General features: G+C 61.1%; 14 protein-coding genes and 1 tRNA gene. 9 read left to right on the top strand and 6 right to left on the bottom strand.

Annotation, left to right across the window (positions count from 1 at the left end; all coding sequences use genetic code 11):
* The first annotated feature begins 43 nt into the window (after positions 1 to 43).
* On the top strand, positions 44 to 2104 hold the full coding sequence (locus AC6EI9_RS09985) for a ribonuclease J (RefSeq protein ID WP_498467630.1): 2061 nt from the start codon (positions 44 to 46) through the stop codon (positions 2102 to 2104).
* Here AC6EI9_RS09985 and AC6EI9_RS09980 read toward each other — a convergent pair.
* Positions 2090 to 3076: a hypothetical protein gene (locus tag AC6EI9_RS09980; RefSeq protein WP_498467629.1), complete on the bottom strand. Its 987-nt coding sequence runs from the start codon at positions 3074 to 3076 to the stop codon at positions 2090 to 2092. The genes AC6EI9_RS09985 and AC6EI9_RS09980 overlap by 15 nt on opposite strands.
* Positions 3077 to 3082: 6 nt before the next feature.
* Complete coding sequence (gene tilS / locus AC6EI9_RS09975) at positions 3083 to 4102, bottom strand: tRNA lysidine(34) synthetase TilS (RefSeq protein ID WP_498467628.1); 1020 nt, start codon at positions 4100 to 4102, stop codon at positions 3083 to 3085.
* Positions 4103 to 4175: 73 nt separating this feature from the next.
* Between tilS and AC6EI9_RS09970 the strand changes: the two genes are divergently transcribed.
* Positions 4176 to 4949, top strand: a complete 774-nt coding sequence (locus tag AC6EI9_RS09970) for a DUF561 domain-containing protein (RefSeq protein ID WP_498467627.1) — start codon at positions 4176 to 4178, stop codon at positions 4947 to 4949.
* Between the two features lie 73 nt (positions 4950 to 5022).
* Complete coding sequence (gene uvrB / locus AC6EI9_RS09965; RefSeq protein WP_498467626.1) at positions 5023 to 7059, top strand: excinuclease ABC subunit UvrB; 2037 nt, start codon at positions 5023 to 5025, stop codon at positions 7057 to 7059.
* Between the two features lie 15 nt (positions 7060 to 7074).
* On the opposite strand, the gene AC6EI9_RS09960 is transcribed toward uvrB, so the two are convergent.
* Both AC6EI9_RS09960 and holA read right to left on the bottom strand, forming a co-directional pair.
* Positions 7075 to 8877 (bottom strand): aspartate kinase, encoded by a 1803-nt coding sequence (locus AC6EI9_RS09960; RefSeq protein WP_498467625.1) that lies wholly within the window; start codon positions 8875 to 8877, stop codon positions 7075 to 7077.
* A 30-nt stretch (positions 8878 to 8907) separates the two neighbouring features.
* Positions 8908 to 9897 (bottom strand): DNA polymerase III subunit delta, encoded by a 990-nt coding sequence (gene holA / locus AC6EI9_RS09955; RefSeq protein ID WP_498467624.1) that lies wholly within the window; start codon positions 9895 to 9897, stop codon positions 8908 to 8910.
* A gap of 69 nt (positions 9898 to 9966) precedes the next feature.
* Here holA and AC6EI9_RS09950 point away from each other — a divergent pair, with 69 nt between their 5' ends.
* Positions 9967 to 10602 (top strand): precorrin-8X methylmutase, encoded by a 636-nt coding sequence (locus AC6EI9_RS09950; protein WP_498467623.1) that lies wholly within the window; start codon positions 9967 to 9969, stop codon positions 10600 to 10602.
* On the opposite strand, the gene mutS is transcribed toward AC6EI9_RS09950, so the two are convergent.
* The gene (mutS, locus tag AC6EI9_RS09945) at positions 10587 to 13328 is read right to left on the bottom strand and encodes a DNA mismatch repair protein MutS (RefSeq protein ID WP_498467622.1); all 2742 of its coding nucleotides are present in this window, start codon (positions 13326 to 13328) and stop codon (positions 10587 to 10589) included. The two genes, AC6EI9_RS09950 and mutS, sit on opposite strands and share 16 nt — an antisense overlap.
* A 134-nt stretch (positions 13329 to 13462) precedes the next feature.
* On the opposite strand from mutS, the gene psbZ reads away from it, so the two are divergent.
* The 3 genes from psbZ to AC6EI9_RS09930 all read left to right on the top strand — a co-directional run bounded on the left by psbZ (position 13463) and on the right by AC6EI9_RS09930 (position 14356).
* Positions 13463 to 13651 carry a photosystem II reaction center protein PsbZ gene (gene psbZ, locus AC6EI9_RS09940; protein ID WP_011932021.1) on the top strand — a complete coding sequence of 63 codons (189 nt, stop codon included), beginning with the start codon at positions 13463 to 13465 and terminating at the stop codon, positions 13649 to 13651.
* Positions 13652 to 13728: 77 nt separating this feature from the next.
* Positions 13729 to 14211: a 6,7-dimethyl-8-ribityllumazine synthase gene (gene ribH, locus AC6EI9_RS09935; protein ID WP_498467621.1), complete on the top strand. Its 483-nt coding sequence runs from the start codon at positions 13729 to 13731 to the stop codon at positions 14209 to 14211.
* Between the two features lie 73 nt (positions 14212 to 14284).
* A tRNA-Gly gene (locus AC6EI9_RS09930) sits at positions 14285 to 14356 on the top strand.
* Positions 14357 to 14363: 7 nt separating this feature from the next.
* On the opposite strand, the gene AC6EI9_RS09925 is transcribed toward AC6EI9_RS09930, so the two are convergent.
* Positions 14364 to 14819 (bottom strand): GNAT family N-acetyltransferase, encoded by a 456-nt coding sequence (locus AC6EI9_RS09925; RefSeq protein WP_498470009.1) that lies wholly within the window; start codon positions 14817 to 14819, stop codon positions 14364 to 14366.
* A gap of 97 nt (positions 14820 to 14916) precedes the next feature.
* Here AC6EI9_RS09925 and AC6EI9_RS09920 point away from each other — a divergent pair, with 97 nt between their 5' ends.
* Together AC6EI9_RS09920 and secA are read left to right on the top strand one after the other, a co-directional pair.
* Positions 14917 to 16128: a glycosyltransferase family 4 protein gene (locus tag AC6EI9_RS09920; RefSeq protein WP_498467620.1), complete on the top strand. Its 1212-nt coding sequence runs from the start codon at positions 14917 to 14919 to the stop codon at positions 16126 to 16128.
* 11 nt (positions 16129 to 16139) lie between these two features.
* Positions 16140 to 18995, top strand: coding sequence for a preprotein translocase subunit SecA (gene secA, locus AC6EI9_RS09915; protein ID WP_498467619.1), 2856 nt, complete (start codon positions 16140 to 16142; stop codon positions 18993 to 18995).
* The last annotated feature ends 42 nt before the right edge of the window (positions 18996 to 19037 follow it).

Raw genomic sequence — 19037 nt, 5'->3', positions numbered from 1 at the left:
TGTGCGCCTCCCTGATTGATTTTTTCCATACGCAAGCGAACCCATGACCGTCACAACTGCTCAAACCAAGCAACCCACCCTGAGAGTGATTCCTCTGGGAGGACTGCATGAAATCGGCAAGAACACCTGCGTTTTTGAATACGGCGATGACCTGATGCTGGTTGACGCCGGCCTCGCCTTCCCCGGCGATGGCATGCACGGTGTGAACGTGGTTCTGCCCGATACCAGCTTCCTGCGCGAGAACCAGAAGCGCATCCGCGGCATGATCGTCACCCATGGTCATGAAGACCACATCGGTGGCATCGCTCACCATCTCAAGCACTTCAACATCCCGGTGATCTATGGGCCGCGACTGGCTCTCTCGATGCTCACCGGAAAGATGGATGAGGCGGGCGTCGCCGATCGCACCACCTTGCAGACCGTTGGACCTCGCGACGTGGTGAAGGTGGGTCAGCACTTCTCAGTGGAGTTCATCCGCAACACCCACTCGATGGCCGACAGCTTTTCGCTGGCCATCTCCACACCGGTGGGAACCATCATTTTCACGGGTGACTTCAAGTTCGATCACACCCCTGTCGACGGCGAGCATTTCGATCTGGCTCGGCTGGCTCACCATGGTGACAAGGGAGTTCTCTGTCTGTTCAGCGATTCCACCAACGCCGAGGTGCCGGGTTTCTGTCCTCCCGAGCGGTCTGTGTTCTCCAACCTTGACCGTCACATCGCCGAGGCCGAGGGGCGTGTCATCGTCACCACCTTTGCCAGTTCCATTCATCGTGTGTCGATGATCCTTGAGCTTGCTCTCAAGAACGGCCGCAAGGTTGGCCTGCTGGGTCGCTCCATGCTCAACGTGATCGCCAAGGCCCGTGAGCTGGGCTACATGCGTGCTCCGGATGAGCTGTTTGTGCCGATCAAGCAGATCAACAATGTCTCCGATCGTGAAACCCTGCTGCTGATGACCGGCAGTCAGGGTGAGCCCCTTGCCGCACTGAGCCGCATCTCCCGCGGTGAACACCCGCAGGTGAGAGTCAAGAGCTCCGACACGATCATCTTCTCCGCGAGTCCGATTCCCGGAAACACCATTTCCGTGGTGAACACGATCGACCGACTGATGATGCTGGGCGCCAAGGTGGTGTACGGCAAGGGAGAGGGCATTCATGTCTCTGGCCATGGCTTCCAGGAGGACCAGAAGCTGATGCTGGCTCTCACTCGTCCGAAATTTTTCGTGCCCGTGCACGGTGAGCACCGCATGTTGGTGCGTCATGCCAGGACCGGTCACTCCATGGGCGTTCCTGAAGACAACACGCTGATCATTGATAACGGTGATGTGGTTGAGCTCACCGCAGACTCAATCACCAAGTCGGATCCTGTGAAGGCTGGTATCGAGCTGCTCGATCAGTCGCGCAACGGAATTGTTGATGCCCGCGTGCTGAAGGAACGTCAGCAACTGGCAGAAGATGGCATCGTCACGATCCTTGCTGCGATCAGCACCGACGGCGCCATGGTGGCTCCACCTCGCGTCAATCTTCGCGGTGTCGTCACCACTGCCGATGCCCGCAAGATGTCGCTGTGGACCGAACGGGAAATCAAGTGGGTGCTTGAGAATCGCTGGAAGCAGCTCACGCGCAACACCGGTGGCAAGGCCCCGGATGTCGACTGGATGGGTGTGCAGCGGGAGGTTGAGGTTGGCCTCAGCCGCCGCATGCGCCGTGAACTTCAGGTGGAGCCTCTGATTCTCTGTCTGGTACAGCCGGCACCAGCAGGAACACCTGTGTATCAAGGCCGTGCGGACGCCGAGCCGGATGACCGTCCAGCGCCCCGTGGACGTGGTGGTCGCCACGGCGGTGGCCATGGAGCTGGTCGGCACGGTGGTGGTGGTGGCCGAGATCGCAACCGCGAAGGCACTCCAGCGCGGGTGATCACGACAGCTCGCTCAGCTGCTGTTGAGGCCAAGTCGGCCCCAGCGAAGCAACCTGTGGTCGCCGCTTCGCAAGCCCCCGCACCAGCCAAGGAGCCTGCGCCCGCTGCACCCACCTCTGCGGCGCCTGCAGTCGATCAAGACATGCCCGCTGGCCGTACCCGTCGTCGTCGCTCAGCTGCGGCGTAGGGCTTTTCGCAGCCAAGACCATCGGCCAGTGGCCTGGCCGCTGTCCGAGCTGTCCTCGGATGGCGGTAAGTCTTTTTCTGGAAGTTTCACCACGATCCTGCCTTCCGCTAAACGATTCCGGATTGTGTCGCTGATCTCCGGGTCGGCATTGGGCTTGGTTGCTTTGATTACGGCTTCAGTCGCTGACATCTGGACGAGTTCACCATCTCGTTCAGGTTCGGTTTCTGGCTCAGGTTCCTGTTCACTGATGGGCTGAGGTTCAGCTTCGAGCTCAGGCTCAGCTACAGCATCGATCTCGATGGAGATTGTTTGGTCGTGACTGTCGTCTGATTGTTCGTCGTTGAGCTTGGTGATCACTGATGTTGTCTCTGGCTCAGGTTCCTGTTCACGGATGGGCTGGGGTTCAGCTTCGGGCTCAGGCTCAGCTACAGCGTTGATCTCGATAGAGATTGTTTGGTCGGGACTGTCGTCTGATTGTTCGTCGTTGTTGAGCCAGGGCATCGCGGTTGTGACGGTGCTTGGCCGCGCCGAGCTCATCGCCGGGGATGCCTCGTTGACAAAGGGGTCAGCCACCAAGGAAAGCGAGCCCTTGGTTGGCAGAGACTCCGTGCGTTGATCCTCACCTGGATCGCTCGCCTGCGTGGATCTGGTCACCAACTCACGTTCGTTCCGGATCCGTTCCAGGCCCTGTTCCGCCAGTTCCCGCAGGGTGTCCTGTGGGTGACTCGCCAGCACCAGCTGGTAATGCCTTTCAGCTTGATCAGGGGCTTGAAAGCCGTAGAGGTCAATGTGGCCCGCCAGTAAAGCCACGAAGGCTCGCCAAGCCAGAACCGCATCCCGTTCCGCGCCCTCTTCGGCTACTGGCTCCAGCTGGTTGAGCAGTTCAACAGTGATGGATTGCGCCGTCTCAAAGTCACCAGCGCCGTAGGCCTGTTCAGCGGCGAGATAGTTGCTCTGGAAGTCGCCGTCCAAGTGAGTTCAGTTTCTGTCTTCCAGTTGTACCCAGTCCCGGCACCAGTGGAGTCGCTTCCGACCGGCCAGATGACGCTCACCGGGCGGTTGGGTTGGACCGAGGGCAGTGCTCAGTTCTTCAAGCTGCCTGGCCGAGAGTGCTGGCAAGCCTTGGGTCTGCAGCCATCCGTGCAAGAGCAGTCGTCTTGCTGAACCGGGAAGTTGTTGCAGTGGAGACCGTCTCAAGGCTCCGTCCTGTCGTTTCAGGTTGTCCAGACTCAGCGTCACCAGTGCGCTCTGGGTGTCCTGCAGCTGGGACACTCGCTCACTCAGCTCAGCCATCCGCCTGCTGCATCCGGGATGCAGGGCCTCCAGCACCGGTAGGACCTCCTGACGGATGCGGTTGCGATCGAAGCGTGGATCACCGTTGCTTGGGTCTGTCCAGATCGGTAGTTGCAGGTCCTGGCAGATGGCGGCCGTTTCGTCACGGCTGAAGTGCAGCAGTGGACGGACCAGGTGAATGTCATCCGTTGCTGAGTCATTGAGGGGGCGCTGCCAACGCAGGTTGCCCAGCCCGGCCAGGTCTGTGCCCCGGCTGAGTTGCAACAGCAGTGATTCGGCTCGGTCGCTGGCGGTGTGGCCAGTCACGACCGTGTGGCAAGGGTTGGCAGGGCTGTTGAGGTTGAGCTGCTCACAGGCCTGATGCAGCTCGGTGTAACGCCAAGCACGGGCTTTGGCTTCGCTGCCGGTGGTGCTGACAGTGCTGGTGCTGATCAGCAGGGGCAGCTCTTGCGTCTGGCACCAGCTGGCCAAATTGCTGGCAATGGATGCGGACCCTGGATGCCAGCCGTGGTCTCCATGCCAGAGCTGCAGAGTCCAGTGATGTCGATCGGACAAATCCCTCAGCAGCCCCAGCAGAGCCATTGAGTCCTGACCGCCCGAAACCGCCAGCAGCAGTGTTGAACCATCTGGCAACAGCTCGGGATTCCGCAGAAGTTGGCGGTGAAGTCTGTCGTGCCAGTTCAGCCAAGGCTCGCCGGCTCTCATCGCTCTGGGTGAATGTCGATTCGATCCTGCCTGTTCGTGCGGTGTGAGAATGCAGTCATCTGATGTCAGCTTGATGTCCCGCCTTGCTCTGCTGCCTGCTGCCCTCCGCCGCAGCCTTGAACAGCGTTCCGCGCTGAAGGTGATCGCCGGTCTGATGAACTTCGATGCGGATTCCGTCGCTCGCGTGTCCCGCGCCGCTGGATTGGGTGGAGCGGATCTGATTGATGTGGCCTGTGATGCGCAACTGGTGAAGTTGGCGATTGAGGCCTCCGGTGGCCTGCCGGTCTGCGTATCGTCTGTGGAGCCCGAGCAATTTCCGGCTGCTGTGGCTGCAGGTGCGGTAATGGTGGAGATCGGCAATTTCGATGCCTTTTATCCCCAGGGGCGCATCTTCGGAGCTGAAGAGGTTCTGGAACTCACACGCCGCACCCGCGGATTGCTGCCTGAGGTGGTGCTGAGCGTCACCGTTCCCCACGTGTTGCCGATGGATCAGCAGGAACAGCTGGCGGTTGATCTGGTGGCGGCCGGTGCCGATCTGATCCAGACCGAAGGTGGCACCAGTGCCAAACCCTTCAGCGCCGGCAGCCTCGGTCTGATTGAGAAGGCTGCGCCCACCCTGGCCGCGGCTCACAGCATCAGCGCTGCTCTGCATCACGCCGGTGAGACGGCCCCGGTGCTGTGTGCATCGGGTCTTTCGGCTGTCACCGTGCCGATGGCGATCGCAGCTGGCGCAGCCGGTGTGGGCGTTGGTTCTGCGGTGAATCGCCTCGATGATGAGCTGGCCATGGTGGCTGTGGTGCGCGGTCTGCGTGAATCCTTAGGCAGTGAGGTCACCAGCCGGGTCTGATTGCTGCGGACACGCGCGCCCCAATGGGCCCCGTAACGTGGGTGCCCCATTCAGGGTTTACAGCGCGAGGAACATGCCTGCCTACGACCTGACTGCGCCCTACACCCCCAAAGGTGATCAGCCGACGGCGATCACACAACTGGTGGAGGGTGTGAATGGTGGTCGTCGTTATCAGACTCTTCTGGGTGCGACCGGCACGGGCAAGACGTTCACGATGGCCAATGTCATCGCTCAGACCGGTCGTCCTGCCTTGGTGTTGGCTCACAACAAGACTCTGGCGGCACAGCTTTGCAATGAGCTGAGGGAATTCTTTCCCAACAATGCTGTGGAATATTTCATCTCCTATTACGACTATTACCAGCCGGAAGCGTATGTGCCGGTGAGTGATACCTACATCGCCAAAACAGCATCGATCAATGAAGAGATCGACATGCTGCGCCACTCAGCGACGCGATCGTTGTTTGAACGCCGTGATGTGATTGTTGTGGCTTCCATCAGCTGCATCTACGGCCTGGGAATACCCAGTGAATACCTGAAGGCATCGGTGCAGTTTCGGGTTGGTGAATCTCTCGATCTCCGGGGCTCTTTGCGCGAACTGGTGAATAACCAGTACAGCCGCAACGACATGGACATCACTCGCGGCCGCTTCCGCGTCAAGGGCGATGTGCTGGAAATCGGGCCTGCTTATGAAGACCGTTTAGTGCGGGTGGAGCTGTTCGGTGATGAGGTGGAGGCGATCCGCTATGTCGACCCCACCACCGGCGAAATCCTGCAGAGTCTGGAAACCATCAACATCTATCCGGCCAAGCACTTTGTGACGCCGAAGGATCGTTTGGATTCGGCGGTGAAGGACATCCGCCATGAGCTCAAAGATCGACTGGAGTTTCTGCAAACCGAAGGCAAGCTGCTGGAAGCTCAGCGCCTGGAGCAACGCACCACCTACGACCTGGAGATGCTGCAGCAGGTGGGCTATTGCAATGGCGTTGAAAACTACGCCCGTCATTTGGCTGGACGTGAACCGGGCTCCGCGCCGGAATGCCTGATCGATTATTTCCCCGACGACTGGCTGCTGATTGTTGATGAGAGCCACGTCACCTGTTCACAGCTTCAGGCCATGTACAACGGCGATCAGGCCCGCAAGAAGGTGTTGATCGATCACGGCTTCCGCCTGCCCAGTGCAGCCGACAATCGGCCGCTCAAAGGCGAAGAGTTTTGGACCAAGGCACGCCAGACCGTGTTTGTGAGTGCCACGCCCGGTGACTGGGAAGTGAAGGTGAGTGATGGTCAGGTGGCGGAGCAGGTCATCCGCCCCACCGGAGTGCTGGACCCGGTTGTGGAGGTGAGGCCGACGACAGGTCAGATCGACGACCTACTGGGAGAGATCCGTACGCGGGCCGAAAAGCAGCAGCGCGTGCTGGTGACCACGCTCACCAAGCGCATGGCGGAAGATCTCACGGATTACCTGGCCGAAAACAAGGTGCGGGTGCGCTATCTGCACTCGGAGATCCATTCGATTGAGCGCATCGAGATCATTCAGGACCTGCGCCTGGGTGAGTACGACGTGCTCGTGGGTGTGAACCTGCTGCGAGAAGGCCTGGATCTGCCCGAGGTGAGCCTGGTGGCAATCCTGGACGCCGACAAGGAAGGATTCCTGCGAGCGCAACGATCACTGATTCAGACGATCGGCCGTGCTGCACGGCATGTGGAGGGTGTTGCGCTGCTGTATGCCGACAACATGACGGATTCGATGGCCAAGGCGATCGAGGAGACCGAACGGCGGCGCAAGATCCAACAGGTCCATAACGAACAGCATGGAATTGTGCCGACGGCAGCCGGTAAAAAGGCCAGCAACTCAATCCTTTCGTTTCTGGAGCTCTCCAGGAAACTCAAGACCGATGGCCCCGATGCCGACCTGGTGCAGGTTGCCAGCAAGGCTGTTCAGGCCTTGGAGAACGACACTGATGGCATGGCTCTCGATGCCTTGCCCGAACTGATCGATCAGCTTGAAGTCAAGATGAAAGACGCAGCCAAGAAGCTCGATTTTGAGGAGGCTGCCAACCTTCGCGATCGGATCAAGAAGCTGCGCCAGAAGCTGGTGGGTCAGAGCTGAGTTGCTGAGGCTCCGCTAGGCCACCAGAGGTGATTCGCTCCCTTTTGCGGCATGGCGGGTGCTGCCGCCCAGCTTGAAACCGGCATGCACGGCCTGAAGTGCTGCCACACCATCGGCCTCAGCGACTACGCAGCTGGTGCGGATCTCACTGGTGGCGATCATTTCGATGTTCACGCCTGCTTCCGCCAGAAAACGGAACATTCGTCCTGCGGTACCCGCCGTGGCGGGCATGCCCGCGCCCACGGCACTGACCCTGGCAATGGCTGGACCGTCTTCGAGCAGGGCTCCAGGCCACTGACCCAGCAGAGCACTCAGGGCGCGATCCGCCGCACTGCGGTCGTCACGTTTCAGGGTGAAACTGATATCTCGGCTGCCATCGGCGTGCTGGCGTTCCGACTGGACGATGGCATCGAGGCTGATGCCCGCGTCGGCCAGCGCGTTGCAGAGGGCTCCGGCGGTTCCTGGTTTGTCAGGCACATGGCGCACGCTGACCTGGGCCTGGTCACGGTCGAGGGCCACGCCACGCACTTCCGGCTCAGTTTCGCCGCTCGCGCTGGGATTGAGGTTGATCTGACCGGGCTCCAGTTCGAAGGCCTCCTGGGTGGCTTGAAGGGCTTTGCTGCCAACGTCGGCGTTGATCACACAGCTGACCTTCACTTCACTGGTTGCGATCACACGCAGATTGATGCCAACCCGGGAGAGGGTCTGGAACAAACCGGCGGCAATGCCCGGGCGGCCCATGATTCCGGCGCCGCTGATGCTCAGTTTGCTCATCCCGGACTGGGCGACCAGCTCACCGCCCAGCTTCTGGATCAGGGATTCACAGATGCTGCGAGCCCTTTCCAGGTCAGTTTCAGCCACGGTGAAGGTGATGTCGTTGCTGTTGCCGTCGTGGGTGGCCTGGATGATCAGATCCACATTCACGCCGCCCTCAGACAGGCTTTCGAACAGCTGGGCGGCAACGCCCGGCTGATCGGACACCCGTGAGAGAGCCAGCACGGCTTGATGTTCCACCAGTTCGGCGCCGTCCACCGGTCTGCCCAGTTCAAGGCCTTCGCGGCCAATGGGTCGCGAGTTGCGGCTGGTGAGTGTGGTGCCTGGTTCATCACTCCAGCTGGAGCGCACCACCATCGTGACGCCGTAGTTGCGCGCGATCTCCACGGCGCGCGGGTGCAGCACGGCGGCGCCAAGGCTGGCCAGTTCGAGCATTTCGTCGCAGCTCACCTGAGGCATCAGCTGGGCGTCCTCCACCTTGCGGGGATCGGTGGTGAGCACCCCAGGTACATCGGTGTAGATCTCACAGGCCTCCGCGCCCAGAGCTGCTGCCAGGGCGACGGCTGAGGTATCAGAGCCTCCACGGCCCAGTGTGGTGATTTCGGCGGTGCCGCCGCTGCTCTGGCTGGTGCCCTGAAACCCGGCCACCACCACTACGCGGCCTTCGGCCAGTCGGCTGCGCAGACGATCGGTGCGCACGTCGAGGATGCGTGCCTTGCCATGGGCTGATTCGGTCACGATGCCCACCTGGGGGCCGGTCATGGAGATGGCCTGCACGCCCAGCTCATGCAACGCCATGGAGAGCAGCGCAATCGACACCTGTTCACCGGTGGCCAGCAGCATGTCCATCTCCCGCTGGGGTGGATTGCTGCTGATGGCGTTGGCCTTGGCGGTTAATTCATCGGTGGTGTGACCCATGGCTGAGACCACGATCACCAGATCGTGCCCCTCCTCCTTGCAGTTGGCGATACGCCTGGCCACGGCCTGGATGCGCTCCACGCTGCCGACGGAGGTTCCGCCGAACTTCTGCACCAGCAGGGCCATCCATGCCGCCTCATTTCGCAGGCGATTGTCTCACTGTGCTGCTCCCAGCAGGCCATCCCGGAACGCATCTCCGGGCTGGGTGCCGCGTTTAAGGGCTGCTTCCACATCCAGCAGGCGGCCAAGCAGGTTGAGGCAGCGCTGGGGTGAACGCCCCTGCAGCTGTTTGCGCATCACGTAGATGCGCTTGGGGTTACCGATTCCCGCCGCTTTGGCGATCACCCCCACGTCCCGCTCTCCCTGTTGTTCCAGCAGCATCACCCAAAGCCAGCCTCTGATCTGGCCGGTGAGCGTGGCCACGATGCGCAGGGCTGGTTCGCCGGCATCATTGAGGGCATCCAGCAAGGCAATCGCCTGGCCTGGATCGCCAGCCAACAGCGCGTCCCCCACCTGCAGAGCGTTGGTGCTGAGCCCCTCGATCAGGCTGTCAACGGAGCTGGCACTGATGCGTGCCTCTCCGCTGCTCTCAGCATGCAGAGCCAGCTTCTGCAGTTCCATGGTCAGCCTGGTGCTGTCGTTGCCAATGGCATCGATCAAGGCATCCACCGCACCAGGCTCCAACTTCAGGTTCAGCTCCTCAGCGGTGCGCTCCACCAGCTCGCGCTGGCCGGCCCCGTCCCAGACCGCCGGCAACTTGAAGCTGCGCTCGCAGGCCTCTCCCGCCTTGATGCGTTTCATCAGGGCTTTGGTGGTGCGCAGACGACCGTCAGGTTTGGAGGGATGGCAAAGCAGCAGCTGGGTGCTTTCAGGGATGCCATCCAGAGAGGCTTCGAAGCGCTCGGCCAGCTCACTGGGACAGGCGTTGCAGAAGGGAGATCGCTGCAGCAGCACCACCCTGGAACCAGCACCGAACGGTGGTGTGCGTGCCTCTTCCAGGGCCTGCCTGGCCTGTCCTGCCTCGCTGCCATCCAAGCGACTCACGTTCACGCTCGCCCAGCTCGGATCCACCGCCTTCTCGATCAAGGCCTGAACCGCCCGTTCCAGCGCGGCTGAATCATCGCCCCAGAACAACTGGATCGGCATTGAGGCGTGTCGTCGGACAATGACAAAGTCTGCCCTGACTGGCAGTCCCCGTCAGAGCAATGTGCAGCAATGGCCGACCATCCGATCTTCACGGAAAGCATCCGCCGAATTCGGGTCTTGCTGGGGGAGACGGGACTCGATCCTTTGCAGCAGCAGGTGTTGGAACGTCTGGTGCACAGCAGTGGAGATCCTGGCCTGCAGCCGTTGCTGCGGTTCAGCGAGGGGGCCTGCGAGCAGGGACTTGCGGCCTTGCAGAGCGGGGCAGCGATCCTCACCGATACGGCGATGGCCGCTGCTGCCGTGACGCCGATGGCCATGCGCACACTGGGCACGTCCGTGTGCTGTCTGCTCGACTGGGCTCCTGAGGTTTCACCGCAAGACTCCACCCGTTCCGCCGCGGCGATGCTGAGGGCTTGGCCGGAGCTCACGCAGGCGGCAAGCGCGAAGGGCCAGCCCATGCCGGTGCTGCTGGTGGGCAGTGCCCCGACGGCGTTGGAGCAGTTGCTTGATCAGCTGGATGCCGGTGCCCCTGCCCCTTCGCTGGTGATCGGCATGCCGGTTGGCTTTGTGGGCGTCCCTGAAAGCAAGCGACGTCTCGCGGCTACGGCCCTGGCTCAGATCCGCCTGGATGGAACCCGCGGTGGCGCCGGTTTGGTGGCTGCAGCAGCCAATGCCCTGTTGCGAGCTGCTCAGGCCGCCAGCTGATCGAGCACCTGCCGGGCCCGTTGCACAACGCGGGAGGGCACCCCGGCCAGGCGGGCGGCTTCGATGCCGTAGCTGCGGCTGGCACCGCCGATCTGCACCTGGTGCAGGAACACGAGGTCATCGCCGGTTTCCTCCACCATCACCTGAAAGTTGGCCACGTTGGCCCGCTGCTCCGCCAGGTTGTTGAGCTCGTGATAGTGGGTGGCGAACACCGTTCGCGCTTTGAGATCGCCGGCCAGATGTTCGCTTACCGCCCAGGCGATCGAGAGACCATCGAAGGTGGCTGTGCCGCGGCCGATTTCATCAAGCAGCACCAGGGAGCGGTCGCTGGCATGGTGAAGGATGTTGGCGGTTTCGGCCATTTCCACCATGAAGGTGGATTGACCTGCGGCCAGATCATCCACGGCGCCCACCCGCGTGAAGATGCGATCGGCAAGGCCGACCTGAGCGGATGATGCAGGCACCCAGCTGCCGATCTGGGCCAATAGTTGGATCAGGCCGATCTGGCGCAGATAACAGCTTTTGCCGCTGGCATTGGGCCCTGTCAGCACGATCAGGTCGGTGTCACTTCCCAAACCAAGATCATTTGGGGTGAAGGCAGCTTCCACCAGCAACTGTTCCACCACGGGGTGGCGACCAGCGGTGATCTTGAGGGCGCGATCGTCGCTCAGTTGCGGAGCACACCAGCCTGCTGTGGCAGCCGTGTCGGCCAGGGCTGTGAGTGCGTCCAACCCCGCTATCGCACGGGCGGCCTCGCGGACTGGTGTTGCCATGCCGCCCACCTGGTCGCGCAACTTGCAGAACAGCTCGTATTCGCGCTGAAAGGCCCGTGCCCGCAGCTGGAAGATGCGGCCTTCGCGCTCCTTCAGTTCGGGCGTGATGAAGCGTTCTTCATTGGCCAGGGTCTGGCGGCGGATCCAGTGGTCGGGCACGGAGGACGCCTTCGCTTTGCTCACTGCCAGGAAATATCCAAAGGTGCGGTGGTACTGCAGACGCAGATTGCTGATGCCGCTGAGCTCTTTCTCCAAACGCTCCTGCTCGGCCAGCCAGGCGTCCTGGTCATCGAGTTGATTGCGCAGGCCATCCAGCAGCGGATCCACCCCGTCGTGGATGAGCCCGCCTTCGCTGAGGGAGAGGGGCGGGGCGTCCACCAAGGCATGGCGAACGGAGGCAGCCAGTTCAGCGAGCGCCGGGTTGGGTGGCAGCAACGCCTCCAGAACCTGTGGCCATCTGTCCAGGGCCCCCTCCAGGCGACTGGCCAGTCGTGGCAGGCGTTCCAGACCATCGGCGATGGCCACCAGGTCGCGGGCGCTGGCATGACCGGCGCCGGCTCGACCCGCCAACCGTTCCAGATCGCCCATGGGCCTGAGCAGCCGACGCAGGCTCTGGCGCAGGGGCCTCTGGTTCACCAGCAGGCTCACCACACTTTGCCGCTCCCGGATGGCATCGAGGTCCATCAGCGGTGCTTCCAGCCAGCGGCGTAGACATCGCCCACCCATGGCGGTGAGGGTCTGGTCGATGGCCCAGAGCAGTGAGCCCTGGAGTTGCCCGTCGCGTTGGGTCGCCGTCAGTTCCAGATTGCGGCGCGTCTGGGCATCGAGCACCAGGGCATCACCGGCCTGCACGATCTTCGGCACATCCAGGGGCACCCGCGTGGCCTCTTCGAGCGGCTGGGTGTCATTGACGTAGTGCAGCAGCCCACCAAAGGCCCTCAGGGCCAGAGGCAGTTCCTGCAGGCCAAGGCCATCCAGGCCAGCCAGCCGGTAGTGCGTGATCAGGGCTTGTTCGGCCTGGGGGCGGCTGAAGGGTGTGAGCGCCATCGGGCTGAGCCTCAGCCGTTCAGGACACCAGGCAGGTCGTTGCGTGTTGGTGTCGTCGCTGGCTGCCCAGAGCAGTTCCGAGGCCTCCAGCTGGGCCAGGTGCTGGTGTAAGGCATCGCTGCCACTGCGTTCCATCACCTGAACGTCGCCCGTGCTCACATCGGCGCTGGCTAGGCCCCAGCGCAAGGGTTGCTTGCTGCTGGCAGGTTCCACCACCACCGCTGCCAGCCAGTTGTTGCGGCGTGCAGCGAGCATGCCTTCTTCCAACACCGTGCCCGGGGTGAGCACTCGCGTAATTCCGCGCTTGAGCAGAGCTCCCTTGGCTGGGGTCGTCTCCAACTGGTCACAGAGCGCCACGGAGTAGCCGCGTCGGATTAGCTCAGCGCAGTAGCGCTCGGCGGCGTGATGGGGAATTCCCGCCATCGGCACGCGTCCGATCGCCTTGCCTCCTTCTTTGCCGGTGAGAGTGAGTTCCAGCACCCGCGAGAGCTCGACGGCGTCCTCGAAGAAGCACTCGAAGAAATCACCGAGTCGGTAGAGCAGCACGCGCTCAGGGTGCTCTCCCTTGAGCTCCACGTAATGGCGCAACATCGGCGTCAGCAGGGTCTGATCCACCTGTCTGTGGTGGGCCCAGGGTGGGGCATCGCTGTCGTCGCCGTCTGAGCCGGTCAGCTCCTCGACCTGATTGAACGCTTGGTCGAGATCACTGTTGTTGCCCTGTCGCTTCCTGGGGCGGGCAGAGGCATCAGCGCTGAGGCTGGCGTCAGTGAGCTCAGCCAGTGCATCCGTGCCCAAGGCCTCAGAAGCCCTGGTGGAGCTGGCTGTGGGTTGATCAGTGGGTTCCGGAGCGCCGAACAGATTTCCCTGCAGTGACTGCTCCTCGGGCTGGGGGCAGGTGCGGGGCATGGGACATCCGGAAGTGGCTGGATCGTACCGATGGTGTTCACCACAAGCTGTGAAGCTTGATGCGCAGACGACGAAGACGACTCTCCCTCACATGTGAGAATCCCCGTGAACGACCTGGCGTCGACCGATTCACCATGCAAATCCTTAACACCCTCACCGTTCTGGCATTGGTGGTGATGTCCTTTGCGTTGATCGTGGCTGTGCCTGTTCTTTACGCCTCGAATGAAGACAGCGGCCGCTCGAATCGCTTGATCCTGCTCGGTGGCATCGCCTGGGTGGCCTTGGTGCTGGTGAACTGGGGCATGAGCTTCTTCGTGGTCTGAGACCAGGCCGACGCGCATCTTTTTTATCCAGTTCACGCCGGCCGGGTGTGAACATGGAATGAACGGATCAAGGCGTCATGGCCACCTTTGAAGGACGGTTCACCGATGTGCAGGGCCTGCGCATCGCCGTCGTTGTTGCCCGATTCAACGATCTGGTGACTGCCAAGTTGTTGAGCGGCTGCCTTGACTGTCTTGGACGCCATGGGATTGACACCAGCGCAGACAGCACTCAGCTGGATACGGCCTGGGTGCCGGGTTCTTTTGAGCTTCCCCTGGTGGCCCAGCAGTTGGCTCGCAGCGGTCGCTATCAGGTGGTAATCACCCTTGGAGCTGTGATTCGTGGGGATACGCCCCATTTCGATGTTGTGGTGGCCGAAGCCAGCAAGGGGATTGCCAACGTGTCTCGTGACACCGGTGTGCCCGTGATCTTCGGGGTGCTCACCACCGATACGATGCAACAGGCGCTCGAGCGGGCAGGGATCAAGAGCAATCTGGGATGGAGCTATGCCCTGCAGGCTCTGGAAATGGGTTCTCTTGTTAAGGCACTGCCAGCGGCTTGAACGGTGGATTGACCAACGGCCCCTTGGTGGTGCATGCTCATCGGGTCGTCAGGTGACATTCACCGGCTGGCCTGCGGATGTAGCTCAGTGGTAGAGCATCTCCTTGCCAAGGAGAGGGTCGAGAGTTCGAATCTCTTCATCCGCTTGTTGAATCATTGCTTTCGGATCAGCAAGTGCTGAGAGGAAACGCTGCTGAATCCCGTTTGTTCATAAAAACCATTGCTGTTGGTTGTCATCAGATACACCCGCTCGACCTCACGCAATTTGGGAGAAGCCAGCAACGCTTCAACGACCCGCCTTCCGAGTCCACGACCCTGCAGGTCGCCCGCCACCACCACATCCCAGAGCACGGCCCGGTAAATCCCATCGCTGCTGGCTCGCCCGAAGCCCACCATGCGTTTGCCGCGCCAGAGGCTCACAACCACCTGGCTGCCTTTGAGCATTTCACGCAGTTGTTGACGGCTGCGGCCCTGGGCCCAGAAGGCGTGTTTATTCAGCAAGAGCCGAAGTTTGAGCAGACCGCGCGTCGGGCGTAGGTTTGGCCCCAGCCCCATCAGGCGCAGGCCTGGGGCTCCTGGTGCATGTTCAACCAGATGGATGCGGGCCATGGTCATTTGATGCAGGCCTCATCATCCGTCTCCCTGTGTCCTCACTTGTTGTGTGCAACAAAATTCACTTGTTCCAAGGCTTTGATGCGCCGAGGTCATGACGTCAGTGCCTGGTGAACAGCGGCTGATTGAACAGCGGCCCCAACCCATCCAACAGCTGCTGCGCGAGTGGCCACCGGGGTATGGCGGGGTGGAACGGGTGGCTCACGAGTTGGCCATGGTCTGGGGGGGGGCGGTCTGGAGCTTGGATGCGCAGGACCGCAGCCTGAGCGAACAGGACGCAATCGCAGCCCACTACCCGCGCAAACGGCTTGCGCGGACTCCTCCCCTGGGGCGACTGGTTTTGCCGCTGCCGTCGGCGCAATTGTGGTCGTTGTTGCGCTCGCACCAGCCTCTGCATGGCCACCTGCCCTCCATCGGGGTGCTGTTGGTTCTGCTCTTCGCCCGTCTGGTCCGTCCTCGGCGTCGTGTAACGGCCCACTGGCACTTCTTTTTTGAACCTGCTTCAGGATTGAAGGGACGCTTTTTCGGCGTCTACCAATGGCTGGCGCTCAGGATTGTGTCCTGTCTCTCCGGGGTGATCACCACCTCGCCTTTGCTTCAAAAGGAATTGGTGCGTTGCGGTTGCCGGCCTGAACGAGTTGCGGTGCTGCCCTGCTGCCTCAGCCACGACCAGGAAGCTGCGGCACTGGTGGCGACGCATTCATCGGACCAGATGCACGCCAACCCGGTGATGCGGGTGCTGTTCATCGGTCGCCTTGGCAGCTACAAGCGTTTGGATTGGCTGTTGGAAAGCCTGGCGAGTGTTGAGAGCTCCTGGTTGCTGAATGTCGTCGGAGACGGGCCGCGGCGGGCTGACTTTGAAGCACTCAGCGATCAGCTGATGGCATCGTGCACTGCTGGCGTGGTGCGATTTCATGGTCGCTTGCCTGAGGCCGACAAATTGAGCCAGCTGCTGGCAGCTGATCTGCTGGTTCTGCCCTCGGAAAGTTCCAATGAGGCATTCGGCATCGTTCAGCTGGAGGCGATGGCTGCTGGTCTGCCGGCACTGGCTTTTCAGCGTTGGCGCTCTGGCATGGGATGGGTCTGTCAGCTGGCTGATCTCGACTGGTCGCAGACGCCGGAGGATTTGCCGCGCGTGCTGCAGAAGCTGGCTGATGATCCGGTTTTGCGACGCCATCTTGGCGTACAGGCACGGCTTCGTTATCAGCAGCTTTTCTGCCGCAGGATCTGGCTGGATCAGCTCAAAGGCTGGAGTAACCCCATGAATTGTTCCCAGACCCCGGTAGGCTTTCGGGCTCGAGGGTAGTTGTTAACACCATGCTCAAGCTCCTGCTGGGTGACCCCAATGCCCGCAAGCTGAAGCGGTATCAGCCGATTGTTTCCGACATCAATCTGCTCGAAGAGGGGATTGCGCCGCTCAGTGATGACGAGCTACGCGCCAAGACGACTGCGTTTCAGGAACGTCTGGCTGAGGCTGGAAGCCTTGAGAATCAACGCCCAATTCTTGATGAGATCCTGCCCGAGGCCTTCGCTGTGGTGCGAGAAGCCGCCAAGCGGGTGCTGGGCATGCGCCATTTCGATGTGCAGTTGATCGGCGGAATGGTTCTGCACGAGGGCCAGATCGGTGAAATGAAAACCGGTGAAGGCAAAACCCTCGTGGCCACGCTGCCCAGCTATCTGAATGCTTTAACGGGCCGTGGCGTTCACGTCGTGACTGTGAACGACTATCTGGCTCGCCGTGATGCTGAATGGATGGGCCAGGTGCACCGTTTCCTGGGCCTTTCAGTGGGTTTGATTCAGCAGGACATGGCTCCGGCAGAGCGCCGCATTAACTATGGCTGTGATATCACTTACGCCACCAATTCTGAGCTTGGTTTTGATTATCTGCGCGACAACATGGCTGCGGATATCAGTGAAGTGGTTCAACGCCAGTTTCAATATTGCGTGATCGACGAGGTCGATTCGATTCTGATTGATGAAGCTCGAACGCCTTTGATTATTTCCGGTCAGGTGGAGCGTCCGCAGGAAAAATATCAAAAGGCTGCCGAGGTAGCGACCGCCTTGGTGCGTGCTGCGGAGATGGGCAAAGACGGCATCGATCCTGAAGGTGATTACGAAGTGGATGAGAAGCAGCGCAGCTGCACTCTCACCGATGAAGGCTTTGCCAAGGCCGAGCAGATGACGGGAGTGAATGATCTGTATGACCCTCAGGATCCCTGGGCTCACTACATCACCAATGCCCTCAAGGCGAAAGATCTCTTCACGCGCGATGTGAATTACATCGTTCGCGATGGTGAAGCGGTGATTGTCGATGAGTTCACCGGTCGGGTGATGCCTGGTCGCCGTTGGAGTGACGGACAGCACCAGGCGATTGAAGCCAAGGAAGAACTGCAGATCCAGCCCGAAACCCAGACTCTGGCGTCGATCACCTATCAGAACTTCTTCCTGCTTTATCCGCGTTTGGCAGGAATGACCGGCACAGCCAAAACCGAGGAAACCGAGTTCGAGAAGACCTACAAGCTTGAGACCACGATCGTGCCCACCAACCGGGTGCGTGCTCGTCAGGACTGGGTGGATCAGGTGTACAAGACCGAAGAAGCCAAGTGGCGGGCAGTAGCTCAGGAGACGGCTGAGGTGCACCAGCAGGGCAGGCCGGTGTTGGTGGGGACCACCAGCGTGGAGAAGAGCGAGTTGCTCAGCTCCCTGCTGGCGGAACAAAACATTCCCCACAACTTGCTCAACGCCAAGCCGGAAAACGTGGAGCGGGAGGCTGAAATTGTGGCTCAGGCCGGCCGCTCCGGTGCCGTCACCATTGCCACCAACATGGCCGGTCGCGGTACCGACATCATTCTGGGCGGCAACAGCGACTACATGGCCCGTCTGAAGCTGCGGGAAGTGTTGTTGCCACGGCTGGTGCGTCCGGAAGAGGGCCATCGTCCGCCGGTGCCGTTGCAGCGCAGCACGGATGGTGGTGATGGCTTTGCCGCAAAAGCAGCGCCGGCTTCCGGGCCCCATGGCAGTGCCCCCAGCGAAGCCAGAGCCATCGGCAGCCTCTATCCCTGTCAGCTCACGGACAGCACGGACCAGGCTCTTGCTGATCTGGCCAGGGATCTGGTCAAGGCCTGGGGCGATCGTGCTCTCACGGTGATCGAACTGGAAGACCGTATTGCAACGGCGGCTGAGAAGGCTCCCACCGACGATGACCAGATTGCCGCTTTGCGTACCGCCATCGCCATGGTGAAGGGCGAATACGACGAAGTCGTGAAGCAGGAAGAGGGCCGGGTGAGAGAAACCGGAGGCTTGCATGTGATCGGCACCGAGCGCCATGAGTCGCGGCGCGTCGATAACCAGCTACGCGGCCGCGCCGGGCGTCAGGGCGATCCGGGATCCACCCGATTCTTCCTGTCGCTGGGCGACAACCTGCTGCGCATCTTTGGTGGTGAGCGCGTGGCCGGTCTGATGAATGCCTTCCGCGTTGAAGAAGACATGCCGATTGAATCCGGCATGCTCACCCGCTCTTTGGAGGGGGCTCAGAAAAAAGTGGAGACCTACTACTACGACATTCGTAAGCAGGTGTTCGAGTACGACGAGGTGATGAACAATCAGCGCAAGGCGGTCTATTCCGAACGGCGCCGTGTGCTTGATGGCCGCGAGCTCAAGAAGCAGGTGGTGGGTTATGGCGAGCGCACCATGAATGAGATCGTGGAGGCCTATGTGAATCCCGATCTCCCGCCCGAGGAATGGGATGTGGCGGAGCTGGTGAGCAAGGTGCAGGAATTCGTGTACCTGCTTGAGGATCTCAAAGCTGATCAGCTGCAGGGACTGTCGATGGAGGAGCTCAAGGCGTTCCTGCAGGAACAGCTGCGCAATGCCTACGACCTCAAGGAGGGACAGATCGAACAGCAGCGGCCTGGCCTGATGCGCGAAGCCGAGCGCTTCTTCATCCTTCAGCAGATCGACACGCTTTGGCGTGAACATCTGCAGGCCATGGACGCCCTGCGTGAGTCAGTCGGTCTGCGCGGCTACGGCCAGAAAGACCCTCTGATCGAATACAAGAACGAGGGCTATGACATGTTCCTGGACATGATGACCAACATGCGTCGCAACGTGATCTATTCCATGTTCATGTTCCAGCCGGCACCGCCTGAAGCGCAGAGGAGCACAGTCGCTTGAGGCTGAGCTTGATGCAAAGCTTGCGAAAGCCTCGCTGACCTG

The organism is Synechococcus sp. MIT2312, assembly GCF_059772315.1.
Note: the sequence above shows the minus strand (reverse complement) of the source record. Positions and strands in the feature narration are given on the sequence as shown.

Excerpts from the sequence above, each read along its gene's own strand:
- tilS (WP_498467628.1), bottom strand. The coding sequence starts at position 4,102 with ATGAGAGCCGGCGAGCCTTGGCTGAACTGGCACGACAGACTTCACCGC.
- AC6EI9_RS09970 (WP_498467627.1), top strand. The coding sequence starts at position 4,176 with ATGTCCCGCCTTGCTCTGCTGCCTGCTGCCCTCCGCCGCAGCCTTGAA.
- mutS (WP_498467622.1), bottom strand. The coding sequence starts at position 13,328 with ATGCCCCGCACCTGCCCCCAGCCCGAGGAGCAGTCACTGCAGGGAAAT.
- secA (WP_498467619.1), top strand. The coding sequence starts at position 16,140 with ATGCTCAAGCTCCTGCTGGGTGACCCCAATGCCCGCAAGCTGAAGCGG.
- AC6EI9_RS09920 (WP_498467620.1), top strand. The coding sequence starts at position 14,917 with ATGACGTCAGTGCCTGGTGAACAGCGGCTGATTGAACAGCGGCCCCAA.
- holA (WP_498467624.1), bottom strand. The coding sequence starts at position 9,897 with ATGCCGATCCAGTTGTTCTGGGGCGATGATTCAGCCGCGCTGGAACGG.
- AC6EI9_RS09960 (WP_498467625.1), bottom strand. The coding sequence starts at position 8,877 with ATGGCCCTGCTGGTGCAGAAGTTCGGCGGAACCTCCGTCGGCAGCGTG.
- AC6EI9_RS09950 (WP_498467623.1), top strand. The coding sequence starts at position 9,967 with ATGGCCGACCATCCGATCTTCACGGAAAGCATCCGCCGAATTCGGGTC.
- AC6EI9_RS09985 (WP_498467630.1), top strand. The coding sequence starts at position 44 with ATGACCGTCACAACTGCTCAAACCAAGCAACCCACCCTGAGAGTGATT.
- AC6EI9_RS09925 (WP_498470009.1), bottom strand. The coding sequence starts at position 14,819 with ATGGCCCGCATCCATCTGGTTGAACATGCACCAGGAGCCCCAGGCCTG.
- ribH (WP_498467621.1), top strand. The coding sequence starts at position 13,729 with ATGGCCACCTTTGAAGGACGGTTCACCGATGTGCAGGGCCTGCGCATC.
- psbZ (WP_011932021.1), top strand. The coding sequence starts at position 13,463 with ATGCAAATCCTTAACACCCTCACCGTTCTGGCATTGGTGGTGATGTCC.
- uvrB (WP_498467626.1), top strand. The coding sequence starts at position 5,023 with ATGCCTGCCTACGACCTGACTGCGCCCTACACCCCCAAAGGTGATCAG.